Source organism: Psychrobium sp. 1_MG-2023 (assembly GCF_030689115.1).
In the GTDB taxonomy this organism is placed as follows: domain Bacteria; phylum Pseudomonadota; class Gammaproteobacteria; order Enterobacterales; family Psychrobiaceae; genus Psychrobium.
In genome coordinates this window covers 222,725-243,404 of sequence record NZ_JAUYVJ010000001.1, presented here as the reverse complement: position 1 = coordinate 243,404, position 20,680 = coordinate 222,725, and the positions used below count along the sequence as shown (strand labels likewise).

General features: G+C 42.5%; 12 protein-coding genes. 4 read left to right on the top strand and 8 right to left on the bottom strand.

Features of this window, described 5'->3' with window-relative positions:
* Positions 1-251: 251 nt before the first annotated feature.
* From Q8W26_RS00945 to Q8W26_RS00925, 5 genes are all read right to left on the bottom strand, one after another.
* Positions 252-3,365, bottom strand: a complete 3,114-nt coding sequence (locus Q8W26_RS00945; RefSeq protein WP_101212926.1) for an efflux RND transporter permease subunit — start codon at positions 3,363-3,365, stop codon at positions 252-254.
* Positions 3,365-4,936, bottom strand: coding sequence for an efflux RND transporter periplasmic adaptor subunit (locus Q8W26_RS00940; protein WP_101212925.1), 1,572 nt, complete (start codon positions 4,934-4,936; stop codon positions 3,365-3,367). The genes Q8W26_RS00945 and Q8W26_RS00940 overlap by 1 nt, the downstream gene beginning before the upstream one ends.
* 9 nt (positions 4,937-4,945) lie before the next feature.
* Positions 4,946-6,250: a TolC family protein gene (locus Q8W26_RS00935; protein ID WP_101212924.1), complete on the bottom strand. Its 1,305-nt coding sequence runs from the start codon at positions 6,248-6,250 to the stop codon at positions 4,946-4,948.
* A gap of 110 nt (positions 6,251-6,360) precedes the next feature.
* Positions 6,361-6,945: a DUF411 domain-containing protein gene (locus Q8W26_RS00930; protein ID WP_101212923.1), complete on the bottom strand. Its 585-nt coding sequence runs from the start codon at positions 6,943-6,945 to the stop codon at positions 6,361-6,363.
* A gap of 69 nt (positions 6,946-7,014) precedes the next feature.
* Positions 7,015-7,410 (bottom strand): hypothetical protein, encoded by a 396-nt coding sequence (locus Q8W26_RS00925; protein WP_153071455.1) that lies wholly within the window; start codon positions 7,408-7,410, stop codon positions 7,015-7,017.
* A gap of 178 nt (positions 7,411-7,588) precedes the next feature.
* On the opposite strand from Q8W26_RS00925, the gene tesB reads away from it, so the two are divergent.
* Positions 7,589-8,458, top strand: coding sequence for an acyl-CoA thioesterase II (gene tesB / locus Q8W26_RS00920; RefSeq protein WP_101212921.1), 870 nt, complete (start codon positions 7,589-7,591; stop codon positions 8,456-8,458).
* Positions 8,459-8,550: 92 nt separating this feature from the next.
* On the opposite strand, the gene Q8W26_RS00915 is transcribed toward tesB, so the two are convergent.
* Positions 8,551-11,673 carry an efflux RND transporter permease subunit gene (locus Q8W26_RS00915; RefSeq protein ID WP_101212920.1) on the bottom strand — a complete coding sequence of 1,041 codons (3,123 nt, stop codon included), beginning with the start codon at positions 11,671-11,673 and terminating at the stop codon, positions 8,551-8,553.
* 3 nt (positions 11,674-11,676) lie between these two features.
* Positions 11,677-12,813 carry an efflux RND transporter periplasmic adaptor subunit gene (locus Q8W26_RS00910; RefSeq protein ID WP_101212919.1) on the bottom strand — a complete coding sequence of 379 codons (1,137 nt, stop codon included), beginning with the start codon at positions 12,811-12,813 and terminating at the stop codon, positions 11,677-11,679.
* A 205-nt stretch (positions 12,814-13,018) separates the two neighbouring features.
* Here Q8W26_RS00910 and Q8W26_RS00905 point away from each other — a divergent pair, with 205 nt between their 5' ends.
* On the top strand, positions 13,019-13,657 hold the full coding sequence (locus Q8W26_RS00905; protein WP_101212959.1) for a TetR family transcriptional regulator: 639 nt from the start codon (positions 13,019-13,021) through the stop codon (positions 13,655-13,657).
* A gap of 370 nt (positions 13,658-14,027) precedes the next feature.
* On the top strand, positions 14,028-14,966 hold the full coding sequence (locus tag Q8W26_RS00900) for a sensor domain-containing diguanylate cyclase (protein WP_101212918.1): 939 nt from the start codon (positions 14,028-14,030) through the stop codon (positions 14,964-14,966).
* A 34-nt stretch (positions 14,967-15,000) separates the two neighbouring features.
* Here Q8W26_RS00900 and Q8W26_RS00895 read toward each other — a convergent pair whose 3' ends face one another.
* On the bottom strand, positions 15,001-17,142 hold the full coding sequence (locus tag Q8W26_RS00895; RefSeq protein ID WP_101212917.1) for a winged helix-turn-helix domain-containing protein: 2,142 nt from the start codon (positions 17,140-17,142) through the stop codon (positions 15,001-15,003).
* A gap of 395 nt (positions 17,143-17,537) precedes the next feature.
* Between Q8W26_RS00895 and Q8W26_RS00890 the strand changes: the two genes are divergently transcribed.
* Positions 17,538-20,594: a TonB-dependent receptor domain-containing protein gene (locus tag Q8W26_RS00890; protein ID WP_305471897.1), complete on the top strand. Its 3,057-nt coding sequence runs from the start codon at positions 17,538-17,540 to the stop codon at positions 20,592-20,594.
* The last annotated feature ends 86 nt before the right edge of the window (positions 20,595-20,680 follow it).

Below are 20,680 nucleotides of genomic sequence, written 5' to 3'. Positions count from 1 at the left end.
AGTTAATTTAGCTCTCCCCAATACTAATAAAGAGGCGGTTATCGCATGTACAAGACTTAACTATTAACTGGTGTTTAGAGGTTTTAAAAAAATGGAAAGTACCTACCCTAAACAAAGCGGTGAAGAGTACTAACCCAAAGAAGCAGTGATCCCAAGTGGCCAGTAATGTGCTTCAACCCTGCTCAACCTATTTGCTGAGAGTGGCTAGAAAACATTACTGGCTCCTTGGTGTGTGAAAGATTAAATAAGTTTCATATCGTCTTGCGAGAACGCCATAAAAAATACACGACAGGAAGAACAAGCAGCGTTAAGATCATCGCGCTAAGCATCCCACCAACCATGGGCGCGGCGATTCGGCTCATAATTTCAGAGCCTGTTCCACTGCCATAAAGAATGGGTAACAAACCAATGATTATCGCTGATGAGGTCATCATCACCGGTCTAATTCGCAGGCCAGCGCCGCGAATTACTGCTTGGCGTAATTGCTCCAAGGTCAACAACTGCGACTTAGCTTGCGCTTTTTCAGCTTGTAAGGCTTGGTTGAGGTACACCAGCATAATGACTCCAATCTCAACAGCAACCCCCGCTAATGCGATAAAACCAACACCTACGGCGACAGAGAAGTTATAACCTTCAAGGTACAACAACCACACACTGCCTATCATCGCAAAAGGCAAGGTCGCCATAATAATCGACACTTCAGCAAAGCTGCGAAAGCAGAGATACAACAATACAATAATAATTGCTAACGTCAGCGGCACCACATAGCTCAGCTTATCTTTAGCTCGTTGCATATATTCATATTGACCAGACCAAGTAATAGAGTAGCCTGCTGGCAGCACTAGCTGCTCTTGCACCCTTGCCTGTGCAGCCGCAACATACTGACCAATATCAACATCTTCAATATCTATATACACCCAACCATTAATCCGAGCATTTTCACTTTTAATTCCTGGAGGGCCATCTTCAACTCTAATCGATGCCACATCAGCTAGGGTAATATGATGACCTTGTTGGGTCACTAACGGCAACAACGACAACTGCTCCGGTGAATCTCGATAATCCTGCGGGTAACGTACATTAATTGGATAACGCTCTAGCCCTTCTACACTTTCACTCACCGTCATACCACCAATTGCACTGGCAACCACCGACTGGATATCAGCAATATTAAGTCCATGTTTTGCTGCATTTAAACGGTTTATATCAACTTTTATGTAGCGGCCACCAGCAACGCGCTCTGCATACACAGAGCTCGTTCCCGGTAAATCAGCTAAAATATGTTCAAGTTCTTGACCAATTTTCTCGATCGTTACAAGTTGTGGACCCGCAACTTTAATACCGACAGGGGTTTTAATCCCCGTTGCCAACATATCGATACGCGTTTTAATCGGCATCACCCATGCATTAGTCAGTCCTGGAAATTGAATTAAACTATCAAGTTCTTGGCGAATTGATTCACTAGTCACCCCTTCACGCCATTGTGATTGCGGTTTTAACTGAATATACGACTCAATCATGGTTAAAGGAGCCGAGTCCGTTGCAGTCTCTGCGCGACCAATTTTACCCAGCACACTTTTAACTTCAGGCACTGTCATAATGAGCTTATCGGTTTGTTGTAATAACTCGCGCGCTTTACCCACTGAGATCCCAGGATAAGTGGTTGGCATATACATAATATCCCCCTCATCCAGTGGTGGAATAAACTCACTACCAATCTTATTCATCGGCCATAAGCCGACTGCCAAAGCGAACAGAGCCAGTATTAGCGTGATTTTTGGGTAAGTTAAAGCACGCTTTAATAACGGAAAATAGGCAGCGGTAAGTATACGATTAAGAGGATTTTTTTCTTCGCTAACTACCTTACCGCGAATAAAGTAACCCATTAGTACTGGCACTAATGTAATTGCTAATGCGGCCGCAGCGGCCATCGCATAGGTTTTGGTATAAGCGAGCGGCGAAAACATCCGCCCCTCTTGTGCTTCAAGCGTGAAAACAGGTACAAAACTCACGGTAATAATCAACAAACTAAAAAACAGTGCCGGACCAACTTCAATCGCAGATTGGGTCACTACCTGCCAGCGATTCTGCTCCGTCAGTGGCGTTTTTTCCATGTGCTTGTGCATATTCTCAATCATCACAATAGCACCATCAACCATAGCTCCAATTGCAATGGCAATGCCTCCTAGCGACATAATATTCGCGTTTAACCCTTGCCAATGCATGATAATAAAAGCACTTAGAATTCCCACGGGTAGGCTGATAATTGCGACTAATGAAGAACGCAAATGGAATAAAAAGACTAAACAAACCAGACCAACAACCACGAACTCTTCAAGCAGCTTAACCCACAAGTTGTCAATCGCACGATCTATTAACTCACTACGATCATAGACAGTCACAACTTCAACACCGGCTGGTAAACCTTGTTTTAACTGAGTCAACTTGCTTTTAACCCCGTCAATGGTTTGCTGTGCATTCTCACCATAGCGCATGACGACAACGCCAGTGACAACCTCACCTTCTCCATTGAGTTCACTAATGCCCCTTCGCATCTGTGGCCCAGTACCAATCGCAGCAACATCTTTTAATAACAGAGGAACGCCCTGTTTGGACACGCCTAAGGGGATCTGCTCTAAGTCAGTCACTCCTTTGACATAGCCTGTCGCACGTACCATATATTCAGCTTCAGCTAGCTCAATAACAGAAGCACCCACTTCTTGATTACCTTGCTTAATCGCCGTTTTAATTAAACTTAAAGGGATATTAAAGGCCCGTAATTTATCAGGATCAACCCGTACCTGGTATTGCTTAACCATCCCCCCTAAAGTGCTTACTTCAGAAACCCCCGCAACGGTCTGCAGTTCATATTTCAAAAAATAGTCCTGTAGACTGCGAAGCTGACTTAAATCATGCTGCCCTGTTTTGTCGACCAAAGCATAAAGGTAAACCCAACCCACACCTGTCGCATCTGGGCCAAGCTCGGGCTTAGCGCTAGCAGGTAAGCTCGAGGCAACCTGACTTAAGTATTCTAAAACACGGCTTCTCGCCCAATATAGATCGGTGTCTTCATCAAAAATCACATAAACATACGAGTCACCAAAAAAAGAAAAACCTCGCACCGTTTGCGCACCCGGTACCGACAGCATAGCTGTTGTTAATGGATAAGTGACTTGATCTTCAACCACCTGTGGTGCCTGCCCTGGATAACTCGTTTTAATAATCACTTGAACATCAGATAAATCAGGAATCGCATCCACTGGGGTGTGCTTTAATGAATAAGCCCCAAGCCCAACAATGATCAATGTCGCGAGTAATACAAAAAAGCGATTATAGATGGACCAGCGAATAATCGAAGCAATCATTAATGCACCCCCATATGATCATGATTCATCTGGCTGTGGTCCATCTTGCTATGGTCCTGTTCGTTATCGCTATGGTTCATGTTGGAAGGCTTCTTGATTGTCGACTCACCCTCACCACGAGCTAATGCTTTAATAGCACTAATCATATAGCGATTATCTTCGGTTACACTGATCTCAACGTTTAACTTTTGTCCAGCCTCAAGGCTAGCGTAATCAACCTCACTGGCCACCACAAAGTCCATGGTCATTACAGGCCATTGCCATTCTGCTATCGCTTGATGAGTCGCTTGGACCATCCTCTGTTCAGGCATTAATGACTCAATGACCGCCTCAACCCACACACTGGACTGTTGTTCTTCTTGTTCGCTGTCTTGGCCCATACGTATAAAATCAGAATTAACACTCGACTCTGAATCAATCAAAAACTGCGCAGAGGTAACAATTTCATCTCCTTCTTCGAGTCCCGCTAGGATCTCAATAAAACCAGCGTTAACACGCCCAAGGTCCACAGCAACAGATTTAAACTGACCTTGCCCAGAGGTCATTACCACTCGGTTATTATGGCCAGTCCGAATCACGCTTTCTTTAGGGACCATTAAGCCCGTAGCATCCGCTTGTGTATCAATCACCACATTACCGAACATATTCGGCTTTAGCTGTAGATCAGGGTTATCAAATCGTAAACGTAGTTGGAGTGTGCGCGTTGTCTTCTCTAAGACTGGATAGATATACTCCACCATGCCACGCCACTCTTTCCCAGGTAAATAATCTAAAGTAAAGCTCACCACATCACCGACATTAACGGCAGCTGCCTGCTGCTCAAACACTTGCGTATTGACCCACACTTGTTCAAGATTCGCTATCGACATAATGGTTGTACCCGGCTTTACGAAAAAACCTTCTCGCACAGCAAGGTTATCGATAACCCCATCTTGCATCGCATAGATAGTAATGTTTTGGAGAACTTTGTGTGTCTTCATTACCTGCTCTATTGTTGCAGCAGGAACCAACATCGCCGCTAACCGTGCTTTAGAAGCGTTAATTAAGCGCTTATTATCACGCTTTAACGCTAGCACCAATTCCTCTTGAGCATTTACTAATGCGGGGGAATAGACAGCATAAAGTGCCTGTCCCTTTTTTACCGTCTCACCGGACGCTTTAACATAAAGTTTATCCAACCAACCCTCAACACGAGGATGAATATGGACTAATTTGTCTTGATCAAACTCAACCGTACCGACAGTGGTAATTTTATTTTCTAGATAACGATATTCTGCATACGCCGTTCTCACCCCTAAATTGTTAACCACTTCCGGCGCAATCGTCACCGTTCCTTTCTCTTCAGTTTCACCATTAGTTTCATACACAGGGACTAAGTCCATGCCCATGGGTGATTTTCCCGGCTTATCACGACGAAAGTTCGCATCCATGGGAGCAACCCAATACAACGGTTGACCCTCTGCACTATCATTAGGTGAAGGGGCGAATGCTGGGGTTAATATTGAATGAGCAATAGCCCCTATAGCCGCACCAGCAGCTAAGAGCAACAAGCTTGAAAATAATCGATTCATGGTACTTCCTTAAGGCTTAACGCTTGTCAGTAAATAATTAAGTTCAATATCAAGCTGCTGAAGCTCAACACTAATCGCCAATAACGTTAAATGCGCATTAATTAATGCCAGTTGGCTACGTAGAATTGAAGATAGCTGCCCAAGATCGTTACCGTAATTGGTTAGTGCAGCTTGATGTTGTAAGCGGTTTTTACCAACAATAGTTTGCGAGAATATCTGCTGACGCTTCATCAGTTGCTGTTTTTTAGCCAGGGTGCTGTGAGCACGAGCACTTAGCTGCTGAATCAGCAATAAACGTTCGGTTCCCTTCGATGCGACTCTAGCTTGTGCAGCATTGACCTGCTGGCGCTGTTTGTCGCGACTAAATATCGGTAAATCCACACTAAGACCAACTGAGAATAGGTCGGCTCTGCTGCTCCCGTTCGGCGCACTATTGCGATAACCATAACTTGCGGAAACTCCCCATTGCGGCTTCTCACTTTCTTTCGCTAAATCAACTCCCTGCTTTAAAACATCAACCTGTTGCGCCACCACTAATACTTCTGGATGTTGGGACAATTGATTAAGCCAGTTAATACTAGAAGCATTAATTTGAGGCTGATTATGCATCACCTCAAGTGCCAGTGGTTGCATCAATGCCTGAGCCGGCAACCAGCTATTTAGCTGCTGCTTCAAAGCATTAAAGTTAGTTTGGTAAGATAAAACACGATCATCAAGTAACAGCAGATCCAGCTGTGCAGCGGTAATATCACTTTGTTTCACAGAGCCCAAACCAGCACCATAACTACGTTCGGCACTACTAATGAGCTGCTCTAGAGTTGGACGCTGCTGCTCAATTAACCTAATTGCTTGAGCATTATGATAAAGCGTTAGCCAATGTTGCGATAACGCCTTGGTGATCTGCGCTTGACGAACTTGACGCATCAGTGGATAAGTTTTGCTCTGTTGTAAACGTTGCGAGCGTTTAAGCGCTAAGCTATCACCACGGGCAAACTTCTGACTGATACCGATCTTTAATTGGCTCATGGGCTCTTGATTAAATGCCAGACTATCGGCTGCTAAATTAACGAGCCCAACTGACATCACAGGGTCGGGTAAAGTACTATCCACTTCACTAAGTGCAACTATTGCTTGCTGCTGTTGTGCATTGGCTTTTAACCATAAATCATCGGCTAACGCCTTTTTTAGCGCCGCATCCAAGGTGAGCTCAGTCGCTGCTGCGGGCGCTATCGTCCCCAAGACACTTGCAAACACCACACTTGCAGTAATGATAAAACCCGCACACAAGGTCTTAATCCGAAAAAGTAAATTCATCACAATATCCTTTATCAACTACTTGTTATAACGTAATGCTTAATTCACCAACCTAATACTTACTCGATATCAATCAAATAAGGATTAGATCACTGACTAATAAAACTCAGTTAAAACTGCTGCTGATAGCTAGTTATTGCTTGATACAGCTCGCTAGAGCCATCTTTTTTAAGTGCTAGAATTTGGTATGGCATAAACTTATCACCCACTTCCATACCTGGCGACCCCACAACCATTGCTGGTACGGTTAAGCCAATATAACCCGCTGGTATATCTGCTAAGAACTGTTTGATAAATTTCGCTGGCACATGCCCTTCAAAAATATAACCATCCTGATTTACTGCGGTATGACAAGATTGTAGATTTGGTGCGATACCATAATGGGCTTTTATCGCCGACATGTTAGCAGGGTGAACAGTCTCGGTGCTATAGCCGTGATCATTAGCATGCGTTATCCAATGGACACAGCAACCACAGTTAGGGTCCTTATACACGGTAAAGTCAGCTAAGGCCTCAACCAGATTAGCAGAGGCTTCAACAGTGCTGGCTTTAGCAGCAACAATAGAAGGTGTTGAGCCATTACTCTCAACATCGGGTGATTTCGCGTCATTACACGCCATTAGGTTTAGGCTTAGCACCACGATAAGCAAACGAATGATACTTGATTTAAGCATCGAAAAAGAAAAGACATTCATAATAAATTCCACACAATTAACCACAATAAAACTAAAAGAAGACCCATTAAAAGGCGGATCGATCCTAGATTAAAGTGCGATTGGCGGACGATAGAAACTTTCGATTGTGCGAGAGATGCTCAAGTGAGCCATTGATGGCATCACGGAAAGAGCTGTTGAAGTGGTGAACATAACATTGCTATGAATAAACACCGAACTGCAGGCATTTGAACAACAGTCACATTCATCACTACACTCCATCATTATAGATGTAGGCTGTGATGTCGCTACAGATTCTGCTGCAAGGGAACCATGTTGTGTCATCATTTGTTCACAATGTGATGGTGAATCATCAAGCATTTCTTGCTCAACGCCATGATGAGACATCATTGACAACATTTGCTGAGTCATTGGCATAGCTGCCGAGGCCGGAAAAATGCTAGCTAGCAACATAACAACAATCATGACTCGACAAACTATAGGCACTGGCGATTACTCTATTTGAAAACATTTATATCATAACTGATTACTCACACTTGGTTCAATGGAATTATCTAGCTGATAATTTTCTAAACATTTGTTTAAAGCCTGTGTAAACTTACCTTAATAGATAAAAAGTTTAGCCAATTGTTAAGCCACACAATGAAAAATAAGGTTATATACTATGTCACAAGTACTCGACCAACTACTCAATTTACTCAGCCTTGAAACGATTGAGCAAGGGATTTATCGCGGTAACAGTCAAGATTTAGGGTTTGGTCGTGTCTTTGGCGGTCAAGTTATAGGCCAAGCGTTAAGTGCCGCTAAAAATACGGTCGGCCCTGAGTTTGGGGTTAATTCATTTCATTGTTACTTTTTGCGTATGGCCGACTCCGCTAAACCGATTGTTTATGATGTAGAGACTATCCGTGACGGCCGCTCAATCGCCACCCGAAGAGTAAAAGCGATTCAAAATGGACAACCTATTTTTTATTTAACGGGTTCATTTCATTTAAGCGAGCAAGCGTTTGATCATCAAGCGGTCATGCCAAACGTAACAGGCCCAGACAACCTAGAGTCAGAAGTTGAAATAGCGCGTAAATACCAAGACTTAATTCCACCATCAGTACGTACCCAATTTACTTGTGATAAAGCCATCGAAATTCGTTCAGTGGAAGATGTTAACGTATTAAAACCGAATAAACTCGACCCTAAGCGTCATGTCTGGATGCGCGTCAATGGCAAGTTACCGGATGACCTTCGTGTTCATAAATACATTCTGGCCTATGCGTCAGATTTTTCATTCTTACCTGTTGCTGGACAACCACACGGCATTTCATTTATGACGCCAAAACTACAAATGGCAACCATCGACCATTCCATGTGGTTTCATCGCGACTTTAAATTTGACGATTGGTTACTCTATGAAGTTGAAAGCCCATCTGCCAGTGGTGGGCGCGGTTTTGTCACTGGGCGCTTTTACGATCGCCAAGGGCGCCTCGTGGCAAGCACCGCACAAGAAGGAGTGTTGCGCTGGGCAAAAGAAAAAACATAGCGTTAACGCCCATACATGGGATAACGCCTAGAAAAAAGGCCATAACTCGCGTTATGGCCTTTTATTTTCAATGAGCGCTATAACACGACCCCTTAAAAATTATGTTCTTTCTCATCTTTCCGGTTGTGCCCCAGTCTAAACACCACCACAAAGAAAACAGGTACAAATATTACCGCCAGCACTGTCGCAGATAGCATGCCGCCAAATACACCAGTGCCGATAGCATTTTGACTACCAGAACCTGCGCCTGTAGCAATCACTAATGGCGTAACCCCAAGCATAAAGGCCATTGAGGTCATAATAATTGGGCGTAAACGTTGTTTTGCGGCAATGATCGTCGCATCGACTAAGTCATGTCCTTGCAGGTAGAGCGAGCGCGCAAATTCAACGATTAAGATTGCATTCTTCGAGGCTAAACCAATGGTCGTTAACAAACCTACTTGGAAATACACATCGTTTGATAGCTCACGACCTAAGGCAAAGGTTAATGCTCCGAGCACTCCTAACGGCACCACCAGCATCACCGCAAAAGGGACACTCCAACTCTCGTAGAGCGCCGCTAGACATAAGAACACCACTAGCATCGACAACGCGTAAAGCATCGGTGCCTGTGCGCCTGATTGCTTTTCTTGGAGTGACATACCTGACCACTCAAAGCCAAACCCCGGTGGTAACTTCGCCGCAATCTCGCTCATTGCTTGCATTGCATCACCTGAACTTAACCCTGGCGCTGCTTGACCAAAAATCTGCGCCGATGGCGCGCCATTATAACGCTCTAATTTTGGCGAACCATAAATCCAACGTGCAGAACTAAAGGCAGTAAATGGCACCATCTCACCTTTATTATTTCTAACATACCAATGATTTAAATCATCTGGCATCATGCGATAAGGTGCATCAGCTTGTACGTAAACCCGCTTAACTCGGCCTCGGTCTATGAAATCATTAACATATGTTGGTGCCCAAGCACTGCTAAAGGTTTGATTGATATCATCAATAGAGACACCTAATGCCATCGCTTTTTGATAATCAATATCAATCTTGAACTGCGGTGCATCATTGAGTCCATTTGGACGAACGCCAGCCAAACGGGGATCTTGCGCTGCCATACCAAGCACTTGGTTACGCGCTTCGATAAGTTTTTCATGCCCCTGCCCTGATAGATCTTGCAACTGAAAGTCAAAGCCTGACGCCGTACCCAGCTCCATAATCGATGGCGGTACAAACGCAAAAACAAAGGCTTCTTTTATCGACATAAAGTAACCCATTGCGCGGCCAGCGACTGCTTTAACATGTTGACTATCTTCGGTTCGTTGATCCCAATCTTTAAGCTTCACAAAAGCAATGCCATTGTTTTGTCCATTACCACTGAAGCTAAAACCAATTACCGAGAACACAGACTCAACATTATCTTTTTCAGTTTCTAAGTAATAATCTTCGATTTTTTCCATCACTTCCACTGAGCGTTCAGTTGAAGCTCCCTGCGGTAACACCATTTGCGTAAACATTGTGCCTTGATCTTCATCGGGTAAGAATGATGTTGGTAAACGCTGATACATTACCACTAGACCAACAATTAACAGGCCGTAGATAACCATGTAGCGACCCGTACGGTTAACGACTCGTTTTAATAGTGATTGATAACCGGTATTGGTGCGATCAAACATGCGGTTAAACCAAGCAAAGAAGCCTTTTTTCGATTTAGGTTGTTGATCAATAGGTTTTAATAAGGTTGCACATAACGCTGGCGTTAGTGTCAATGCCACAATCACCGATAGCACCATTGATGATACAACGGTAATAGAGAATTGACGGTAAATAACCCCGGTTGAGCCGCCAAAAAACGCCATCGGTACGAATACAGCTGACAGAACTAAGGCAATACCAATTAACGCACTGGTAATTTGCTGCATTGACACCCGAGTTGCCTCTTTGGGCGAGAGCCCCTCTTCGTGCATAACCCGTTCAACGTTTTCAACCACAACGATGGCATCATCAACCAGCAAGCCAATGGCCAGTACCATACCGAACATGGTTAACGTATTAATTGAGTAACCAAAAATTGATAAGACGGCAAAAGTACCTAAGAGTACGACAGGCACAGCAATGGTTGGTATTAAGGTTGCTCTAAAATTCTGTAAGAACAAGTACATTACTAAGAAAACGAGGATAATCGCTTCTAATAATGTCTTAATCACCGACTCAATCGATAACTTCACAAATGGCGTGATGTCATACGGATAAACCACTTCCAAACCTTGCGGGAAATGAGGCTTTAGTTGCTCAATTTTATCACGTAGTGCTTGCGCAGTATCTAACGCATTAGCACCTGAAGCTAAGCTAATGCCAAAACCAGCAGCAGGTTGATCATTATATTCAGAGACTATCTGATAGTTATCACCACCGATTTCAACTCGCGCGACATCTTTTAAACGCACCGTTGCACCATCAGGTTCAACGCGCAAGATAATGTCACCGAACTCTTCTACGGTCTCTAATCCTGTTTGCACGATGATACTTGCGTTAATCTGTTGCCCTGCCACAGCAGGAGCCCCACCTAACTCACCGGCAGCAATTTGCGAGTTTTGGCTGCGAATCGCTTGTGCAACTTCCTGTGCGGTTAGCTGATATTGATTAAGCTTTTGTGGGTTTAACCACACACGCATCGCATATTTAGACCCAAAAAACATCACCTGACCAACGCCGTTTACTCGGCTAATTTGATCTTGAATGTTTGAGGCCATGTAATCGGCGATGTCCGTACTATCAAGTTGATCACTGGTAGAGTAAAAACCAATTACCAGTAAGAAGCCGCTAGATGATTTGGTTACTTGCACCCCATTTTGCTGCACTTTTTGCGGCAATAATGGCATCGCTGTTTGCAGTTTATTCTGTACTTGAACTTGGGCAATATCTGGGTCGGTTCCCGCGTTAAAGGTCACAGTAATTGTTGCAGCACCCGTAGAATCACTATTAGAGGCAATGTATTTAACATTATCAATCCCACTAAGGCTTTGCTCAATCACCTGTACCACGGTGTCCTGCAGTACTTTTGCAGATGCCCCCGAATAAAAGGCACTAATGCTCACCGCGGGCGGTGCGACATCGGGGTATTGTGCAATAGGTAGGCGGAAAATCGATAAGATTCCCACCATCATAATCATAATCGCAATAACCCAAGCGAGTATTGGCCGTTCTATAAAACTCTTTGCCATGCTTTAACCCGCCTGCTTTGTATCAGAAACAGGAACCACGACCATGCCAGGGCCGATTTTTTGTAATCCTGTGGTGATGACTTTTTCACCAGAATTTAAGCCTGATAGCACCAACCAGTTTTGACCAAATGAACGACCAACCGTAATGCGGCGCGCCTCTACTTTGTTTTCTTTGGCAAGAACAAAAACGTTGGCTTTACCACCCCTATCAAATGTCACGGCTTTTTGCGGCACTAAAATTGAGTTATCACGCTGTGCTTGAACTAAGTTCACTTGCCCATACATGCCTGGTAACAAGTGCTGTTCAGGGTTTGAAAACTGAACCCGTAAAGTAACTGTATCCGTACTTGGGTTTGTTTGTACTTCATTAAACTGCAATTGACCTGTTTGACCATAACTTTGACCATTAGAAAAATCTAATCGAGCTACTTGTTCAACTTGCTGTAGTTCACCACTAGCAAGACGAGTACGAATGTTACGCAGCTGATTATTTGCTTGTACTAAATCAAAATAGATTGGGTCAAGCTGAGTTATCGTTGTTAGAACTTGTGATTGTGCTGCAGTGACTAAGGCCCCTTCCGTCATATTCGATTTACTAATAATGCCACTAATAGGTGCAAGCACCTTGGTAAAACTAATATCAACTTCAGCGCGGTGCACTGCGGCTTTACGTACAGCTAATTCAGCTTCTTCCGCTAAGTAATCCGCTTGTACTTGATCAAAGGCCTGCTGACTTGCTGCATTGTCTTTTAATAACTGTTGATACCGTTTTAATTCAGCTGATTTTGATTGTAAATTGGCTTTACTTCGTAATAGCTCCGCTTTTGCTGAGGCTAAGTTCGCTTGATAGATTGCGTCATCAATTTGATATAACGCGTCACCCGCCTGCACTGTCGAGCCTTCGTCAAATAAACGTTTTAAAATAATACCTGATACTTGAGGTCTCACTTCAGCAACCGATGCAGCAACAGCCCGAGCCGGTAACTGCTGTTCGAACAACACAGTTTTGCTTTCTAACGTCACCGTATCGACTTGTTGTGGTGGCATTTGAAAACCAGCCTGTGGTGTGGTTGAGTCACAACCGACGAGTAACGCAACTAGACTACTAGCAAGCGCCAGAGTTAATAAATTTAATTTCATGGGGGCCTCAAAATAACGAGAAAAATAGCCATTGATGGTTAGCTACTACATCAGTTACGACAATAGAACTATTTGTCATCATGTCTCAATTCGACTTTAAACATACATTCATGTATGTTTAAAGTGTATGGTAATAGCTGTTGTTAATTCAACCAGTTTTTTACCAAAATTTGTTACTGATTGTATTTTTATTTTTGAGGTCGTTATGGTCAGAAAAACCAAAGAACAAGCCGCTGCTACTCGCGCCCTATTACTTGATGGTGCTGAAGAGGTTTTTTTTAGTAAAGGTTTTAGCCAAACCACCCTCATGGATATTGCTAACCATGTACAGTTAACCCGTGGGGCCATTTATTGGCACTTTAAAAACAAAGTCGAATTATTCCAAGCAATGCTTGAGCGAGTCTGCTCGCCAATCGATCAACTGTCATTGGCTCTAACGGATGAAAATGAACCTGATCCACTAGGAAAATACCGAGAGTTTTCAGTTAACTTACTCAAAAACCTAGCCCATGATAAGCGCCAGCAAAGGGTGTTTAGCATTATCCAGCATAAGTTCGAATATAACGGTACAGTTGAACAAATTGAACTGCGCCAACTGGATAACTTCTTGACCATTGATGACAATATCAAGCGCACACTCACTAATGCGATCAAACGACAACAACTGCCACATGATTTAGATGTTGAACAAGCAGCCATCACCAAGCATGCCTATTTTTGTGGATTAATCGACAATTGGCTTTATCAACCCCAGCGTTTCGATTTAGCCGCCATGGCTGAGTCTCTAGTGGATAATTACTTTTTCATGCTCAAGAACAGCCCTCATTTACGGAAAAAGTCCTGAGGTGTTTTATGATGAATCATCATAAAATATTCTCGACGACTTTTGTTGTGAGCTTAAGTTTTTAAATACACGATGGCTGTACAGCTTGTACTTGAAAAATAAAACTGACAGCGTTCAGAAAGAGAATGGCCAAACGAATTGGTACAATTCGTTTGCGGCTAATAACTACTCATACAAGGACTGCAGACCAACGCTTTTTTAGGATATTTTTAATTAGAAACCTGTAAAACCCCATACATATTGATCTAGATCAATTTAACGTTAATTTAGTTCATAAATCATACGAATTGATTAGCAGCAGGAGAGCTAATTACTTTACCCTTGAGCATCCAATATTGGATAACTAATCAGATATCACGGCTTATACCTCATGGAACATGTAAACGGAACTTATATTGAACAGCTGATTTTTGAATCGCTAAGTAAAACCGATGATTGCTTTGGTGTATTCGATCAAAATGACCAGCTCATATTTTGTAATGACAGCCTCGCTGAAATGTTTGGTACAACAAAAGTTATCGCCACAGGCCAAACTTTTTCATCTTTAATTGAACATTGCTACTTACACAATGTTGGTGTCATCGTTGAAACGACCGACCTCGATCATTGGCTCCATCAAGCCGGAAAGAAAAGACGAACTCAAGAATATAGACGCTTTGAAATTGATCTACACGATCAACGCTGGTTGCAAGTAACGGAACAACTTGTTGCTGATGACCATATCTTTTTATTTGCGACTGATATCACTAAAACCAAATTAGTCGAAGCTGAACTCACCTCGCACTCCAATAACTTATTCAAATTAGCAACGACAGACGAATTAACCGGTATTCATAATCGTCGTCACTTTTTTTGTTTAGCAGACATAGAGCAAAAACGTTGTCAGCGTATCGGTACCCACAGCAGTATATTAATGCTCGATTTGGATGAATTTAAAGAGATTAATGACCAATTTGGTCATGCTGCTGGCGATCAAGTATTAAAAGACTTCTGTCAAACAATTAATGATCAACTACGCCCATATGATATATTTGGCCGCCTTGGTGGTGAAGAGTTTGCAATTTTACTTCCAGAAACAGACAATGCGACGGCGTTACTTATTGCAGAAAGGCTTAGAGAAAGCGTCGAAAAAATGACAGCGCTGTATGGTAGCTGCCAAATCAAAGTCACTGTTTCGATTGGTTTATCTTCTTATACAAAAGGTACCTTAGATCAAGCAATGTCCTCTGCTGATAGGTGCTTGTATCAAGCAAAATCGTCTGGAAGAAACCAGATTAGCTTACTCGAAAGGACGTGCTGTTCCGCCTAGTTCATTGTTTACGACTAACTCCCCATACATAACACTATTGTAACAGTGGGTGACTCAAGCTTTTAATATCGACTTGGGGAAATTGACTTTGCGTAAACAGTAACTTGTCATCTTGAGCTACATAAGACATTGACCCAGAACTTTCGAGCGTCCTTGATGGTAGCTTCATCATCGGTGTCAGCTGTTCTTTGGCAAAGTCATAAAACATAATGCGATGATGATCTTTATAGTCCGATTGAAAGAAAACTCCTTTATCCGTTACCGTCCAATTATAACGTTGCTTAAAATTGTCTTTATCAATTACCGCTAACGGCTGCTTTTTATCACTAGGGTTCACTCTCCATAAGCCACTTTTACTACCCTTAACATACCAAATGGACTTATCACTCGTTTGTATTGCATAACGAGCGGGTGTATTAGCAACAATTTCGGGCTCCTCTCCATTTAATGGTATTTGATATAATTTAGACGTCCCCTGAGTCTTAGCAGCTACGATCAATGCGTTATCATTAATTCCCCAAGTTGGCCTATATAACGTGTCAAACTCAGTCTTTAATTCTTCAACGGCTAATGTTTCAACGTTTAAAATATAAATGCTGCTACTTTGCCTATTAGACACCGTGCCTAAGAATGCAATGTGCAAGCCGTTATGAGACCACCTTGGTGCGCTTAAGTTATTTTCAAGATTAGTGAGCTTTTTTCGTTGAGTACCATCTAAATTGGCCGTCCAAATTTCATTGTATCCAGACTCATTCGATATATAGGTGAGCCGCTCTCTTGCTTGGGAATAATGTGCTGAACTATGGCTATAATCCGACTGAATCAATGGAAATGGCGTTGCGTTAACCTTTTCCGCCAATGGTAAATATGAGATAAATGTTGCAACATTCCAGCGATGAAAAACCAAACTGCTGCTGTTTGGAATAAACGATGGAAAACTGAAACCTTCAACATTAAGGGGCTCAATTTTTCCGTTATCTATTGAAATAATATGTCCCGAACGAGTTAACGAACTTTTGGATGCATAAACTAAACGTTTGCTGTCTGCAGTCCAAGTAAAGCCTTTTATATCCCCTTCACCAAAGGTAAGTTGTTGTGTTTGTTTTGTTTGTAAATTGACAAGATAAATATCTTCAACTAAATCTTCGGCCCGGCGACTAACCGCTGCATATTTCCCATCGGGAGAAAAAGCGATACTTCTATCACTATAGTTACAATCTTTAGCACAAGAAAAACGGATAGCAGGTAAGTGAGGTTCGATCAAAGATTTAATATAAATCCCGGTTCCCATGCCTGATTCAAAGCCCGTGTAAGCCAATTGGTTACCATCAGCAGTCAACGATAAATAAATATTTATTCCAGGCGGACAATTAGCCACAACTTTTTCACTTGCTGTAGCAATATCCATCTTAATGACAAAACAATCCGCCCCTAACCATGACTTCCTGACAAAGAATATATATTTACCACGCTTTCCCCATATAGGGGACGACTCAGATTCATCAGTAAAGGTCAGCTGTCGAGGCAAGAGATCCGGTTGAGTTAAATCTTTTAAGAAAATATCGGCCTTTTGATTTATACGACGCCATGAATAAATCAGATAACGTTGATCATGAGATACCGCAGGATACAGTTCACGGCCCGGTGCCGCGGTTAAATTAGAGATAACTAAAGCGGATTCCTCATCTTGCTGATGCTCAATAATAAAGTGAACAACAAGGTTATAACTTAGCCCGCCAATAAACGATAAAAAAAGAACAACGCCAATCAGTTTACCGAGCGAAAACCTTGATTTATTTAGTTGCTGAGGTTCAACGGCCAATTCAACTGTCTGAGTCAAATTAGCCACTGGCTCCGGTAAATATTCTGGTTCAATTAACAACCTATAACCAGTTTTTCTTACCGTTTCAATAAACTGAACGTCATCACTTTTCAGCGCCTTTCTTAAATTCCAAATAGCGTTAGTTAATGCTTTTTCACCCACATATTGATTGCCTTCCCAGATATTTTCAATTAATTCCTCACGGCTAACTAAACGCGGGTACTGCGTCGCTAAATAAGCTAAAACATCAATAAATTTAGGTTGAATTAATAACTGCTCATCACTCTTTACCACTTTATTTTCGTGTGGCATCACAGTAAAACGTTCAAGTTTGAAGGGGGCTTGTAAGCTCATAAAAGGCAAAAAATCCAAGACTGAATATCATTCAGCAACAGTGTAGATAAAACTCTTAATCAATAAAAAATACAATCAAGCATACCTCTTAAAACTATCACTTACCCCCTCTAACCACAATCCTTAATCAGTAAAGAACGCGGCAATAGAGGCAAAAAGACTTAAAACAGGATCTTAATCACACAACCACAAAGAACAATTAAATCACTGTTATTAAAAGAATAGATATTAAAAAGATATATAAATGAGCAAGAAAAGAGCCGCTAACAATTGAGCTTGCACTTCGAGTGGCCTAAAACAGGTAAACGCTTTAACTATTGGCTCTCCAATGGTTAAAAGCCTAACCATAACAACAATAAAAACCCAGCTCGTATAATAGTAACAAGGAAATGGCAATGATTCCCCACTTTAAAAGACATGCGATATCAGCTGCAATAGCACTCGCTTGTACCGCACCCGCGTTAGCACAAGACAACGATGAAGCCGTTGCCCGCAAAGCAACAGATAAAGACACCGTTAAACAACAAAAAGCGAATTACCAAGCACCAGAAAAAATTACAGTGACAGGCTCGCGACTACGACGTGATAGTTTCTCAGTAGCAACACCATTAGTAACAATGGATAAAGATGCTATTTCAGACACTGGCTTAGGTTCTTTATCTGAAATTCTAATCGATAATATGCCAGCAATTCACGAAGGCTCAAGTAACAGCACCACCCAATCAAGTGTTACAGCCACTGGCTTATCGACTATCGATTTGCGTGGCTTAGGAACAAGCCGAACCTTAACATTAATTGATGGCCGCCGTGTTGTTTCAAATAGTCACAGCGGTAGTTATGTTAGCCTTAGTACCATCCCAGCGGGGATGGTTCAAAAAGTTGAAACTATCACAGGTGGTGCTTCAGCGGCTTATGGTTCCGACGCTATTGCTGGTGTGGTTAATATTATTACCCAAAAAGATAAAGAAGGATTTAGCGCCAATGTTCGAGTCGGTGAAAGTGCCGATGGTGGTGGCAAAGAAAACAGTCTAGATTTAAGCTTTGGTACGTCTTTTAGTGATGAGCGAGGTTATGTTTTTGCCAGCGCTAGCTATGATCGCCAACACGGGCTATTCGCAAGTGACCGTAAGCGTGCACAGGTGGCAGATGCCTATACCTACGACGACGAGAAAATGTGTAATGCAATGTGGACCACAAGTGGCGAATACGCCTGTATGCGTGATCTTGAAGACGGGCAAACTTCTTGGGTAAATCTCTCTGATGGCACCGCTGGTGGTGTTTTTGGTGAAGACTCGTCAAACGATACACAATTTTGGTATGACGAGTCTGGTCTTCGTGATGACTGGAAAGGTAATGAGGAAATCTATGGTGTTAACTCGACACAATGGGTCGCGCTTAAAGTGCCTGACGAAGCATTGGTCGCTGCCGTTAAAGTCGATTATGACTTAAATGATGATATTGCATCATACTTTCAGGTTCAATTTAGCCAAAATAAGTCCCTCAATAAAAAATCTCCAGAAGATATTTACGAACGTGAAAAAGGCGCTGCCTACGACAGTAATGGCGAACCCTTTGATGTCAGGTTAGATTACATGACATGGGATAATCCTTATATCCCTGAAGCGATGAAGCCTCATCAAGAACTGTGGGAAAAGAACGGAAGAATTTATTTTGATCGTCGTTTACACGAGGTAGGTCAAGTGACAACTGACAATACCCGTACCACGATACGTTCATGGGCAGGCTTACAAGGTACGCTATTTGATGGCGACTGGGATTGGGATGTTTCAGTTGGTTACGGTACATTCAAACAAGAACAGCTTCGTCTCAATGAAATTAATGTTGCCAAATTAAACTCAGCATTAAAAGCCGAATACGCAGAAGATGGCGTTACCATTCAATGTAAAGAGGCGGAGGCAAGAGCCGATGGTTGTGTGCCAGTTAACTTATTTGGTATAGGCTCTATTTCAGAAGAGGCAGCTGACTACATTCGTCATAATGCAACACTTGATTCAGACTTAACCCAATTCAATGTATTAGGCTACATTGCGGGAGATTTATTTGAACTGCCTGCGGGGCCAGTTTCTGCCGTATTTGGCGCCGAGTATCGTAGAGACACCCAGTCAGTAGAAACTGATGAAATATCAAAAACTGGCGGTATTTCTTTCAACTATATCCCTTCATATTCAGGTGAAGTTGAAGTATCAGAAATCTTTGCTGAGTTTGCTTTTCCATTACTAAAAGATTCATTTGCAGCTAAAAACTTATCTGCAGAAGTATCTGTACGTGCTGCCGATTACAGTATGGAACAAGTGGGAAATGTTGGAAGTTACAAAGCAGGTATTATCTGGGAGCCAGTTGAGGGCTATGCACTGCGCACCAACTACTCTGTCGCACAGCGAGCACCAAACATTAAAGAGCTACTTTCTCCCATTGCTGGTGATTATGACACCATTGCAGACATCTGTAAGGACACAACGGCAGATTCAACTAAGCCAGGCCATGACAACTGCCGAAAAGACTCTGGCATCCAAGCGACAATAGACTCTGATGAAGATGGAATCTTCAACCTGCCTGATACTGGTTACTCTCCAAGTGCTGGTAATGATCAATTATTTGAAGAAACAGGTACAACATTTACCTTTGGTATGACATTTGCCCCGACACAACTAGAAGGGTTTCGTTTAGCTATCGACTATTTTGATATTGAGATTGAAGATGTTATTACCACGTTAAGTAACGAACAAATTCTATCAGGGTGTTATAACCCACCAACAGGCGTTGAGTATGGCATAGGCAATCAGTACTGTAATGCAATTACCCGTGACGGTGAAGGCCGATTAACTGAAGTTGTACAGACTTATTTTAATGCTGACATGATGGCAACACGCGGTTATGACGTTGCAGCAGAGTATGCGTTTGACTTGAATGAGTTAGGTTCGTTAAAGCTAAAAGCCCATTACACTCACCTTCTTGAAGATTCAACAACTAAGGAAGTCAATGGTGCGCTAGAAACAACCGACACTCTAGGCTACAGATCTTACTCATTCGAGGATGTCGCTTCAGCTTCTGCAACATGGCGCTTAGACGATTTACGTATTCGTTGGAGTACCAAGTTTAAAGGCAGTGTTAAAGATAGTCTCGCACGTGAAACCTCATACCAAGGCTATTTAGAAAGTAATGCTGAGGAATGTGCCAGTGCAACCGATAAGTGTGTTGAAAACCCTGAACCTTTGGCATTCCAAGACATTGGTTCTTATATCAAACATAGCGTGTCTGCTTCTTACATGGTTGATTTAGAAGGTGATGCATCAGTTCGTATTTATGGAGGCGTAAATAACATTTTCGATAATAATGGACCGTTCATTATTAGTGGTAAAGGGAATTACTCTAGCGTTTACGGCGGTGGTGTAGGGCGCTTCTTCTATCTTGGTGCTGAAGCTAAATTCTAGACAGTTTTTTAAACGCTTATTCTCTCTCAAGTGAGCGATTAAAACTGAAGGCAAAGCCCCGTTATCGGGGCTTTTTTTCAGCTATA

What these genes read in the sequence shown, in the direction of transcription:
- Q8W26_RS00905 (WP_101212959.1), top strand. Translation starts at nt 13,019, where the DNA reads ATGGTCAGAAAAACCAAAGAACAAGCCGCTGCTACTCGCGCCCTATTA.
- Q8W26_RS00930 (WP_101212923.1), bottom strand. Translation starts at nt 6,945, where the DNA reads ATGAATGTCTTTTCTTTTTCGATGCTTAAATCAAGTATCATTCGTTTG.
- Q8W26_RS00900 (WP_101212918.1), top strand. Translation starts at nt 14,028, where the DNA reads ATGGAACATGTAAACGGAACTTATATTGAACAGCTGATTTTTGAATCG.
- Q8W26_RS00940 (WP_101212925.1), bottom strand. Translation starts at nt 4,936, where the DNA reads ATGAATCGATTATTTTCAAGCTTGTTGCTCTTAGCTGCTGGTGCGGCT.
- Q8W26_RS00890 (WP_305471897.1), top strand. Translation starts at nt 17,538, where the DNA reads ATGATTCCCCACTTTAAAAGACATGCGATATCAGCTGCAATAGCACTC.
- Q8W26_RS00895 (WP_101212917.1), bottom strand. Translation starts at nt 17,142, where the DNA reads ATGAGCTTACAAGCCCCCTTCAAACTTGAACGTTTTACTGTGATGCCA.
- Q8W26_RS00935 (WP_101212924.1), bottom strand. Translation starts at nt 6,250, where the DNA reads ATGAATTTACTTTTTCGGATTAAGACCTTGTGTGCGGGTTTTATCATT.
- Q8W26_RS00915 (WP_101212920.1), bottom strand. Translation starts at nt 11,673, where the DNA reads ATGGCAAAGAGTTTTATAGAACGGCCAATACTCGCTTGGGTTATTGCG.
- tesB (WP_101212921.1), top strand. Translation starts at nt 7,589, where the DNA reads ATGTCACAAGTACTCGACCAACTACTCAATTTACTCAGCCTTGAAACG.
- Q8W26_RS00945 (WP_101212926.1), bottom strand. Translation starts at nt 3,365, where the DNA reads ATGATTGCTTCGATTATTCGCTGGTCCATCTATAATCGCTTTTTTGTA.
- Q8W26_RS00910 (WP_101212919.1), bottom strand. Translation starts at nt 12,813, where the DNA reads ATGAAATTAAATTTATTAACTCTGGCGCTTGCTAGTAGTCTAGTTGCG.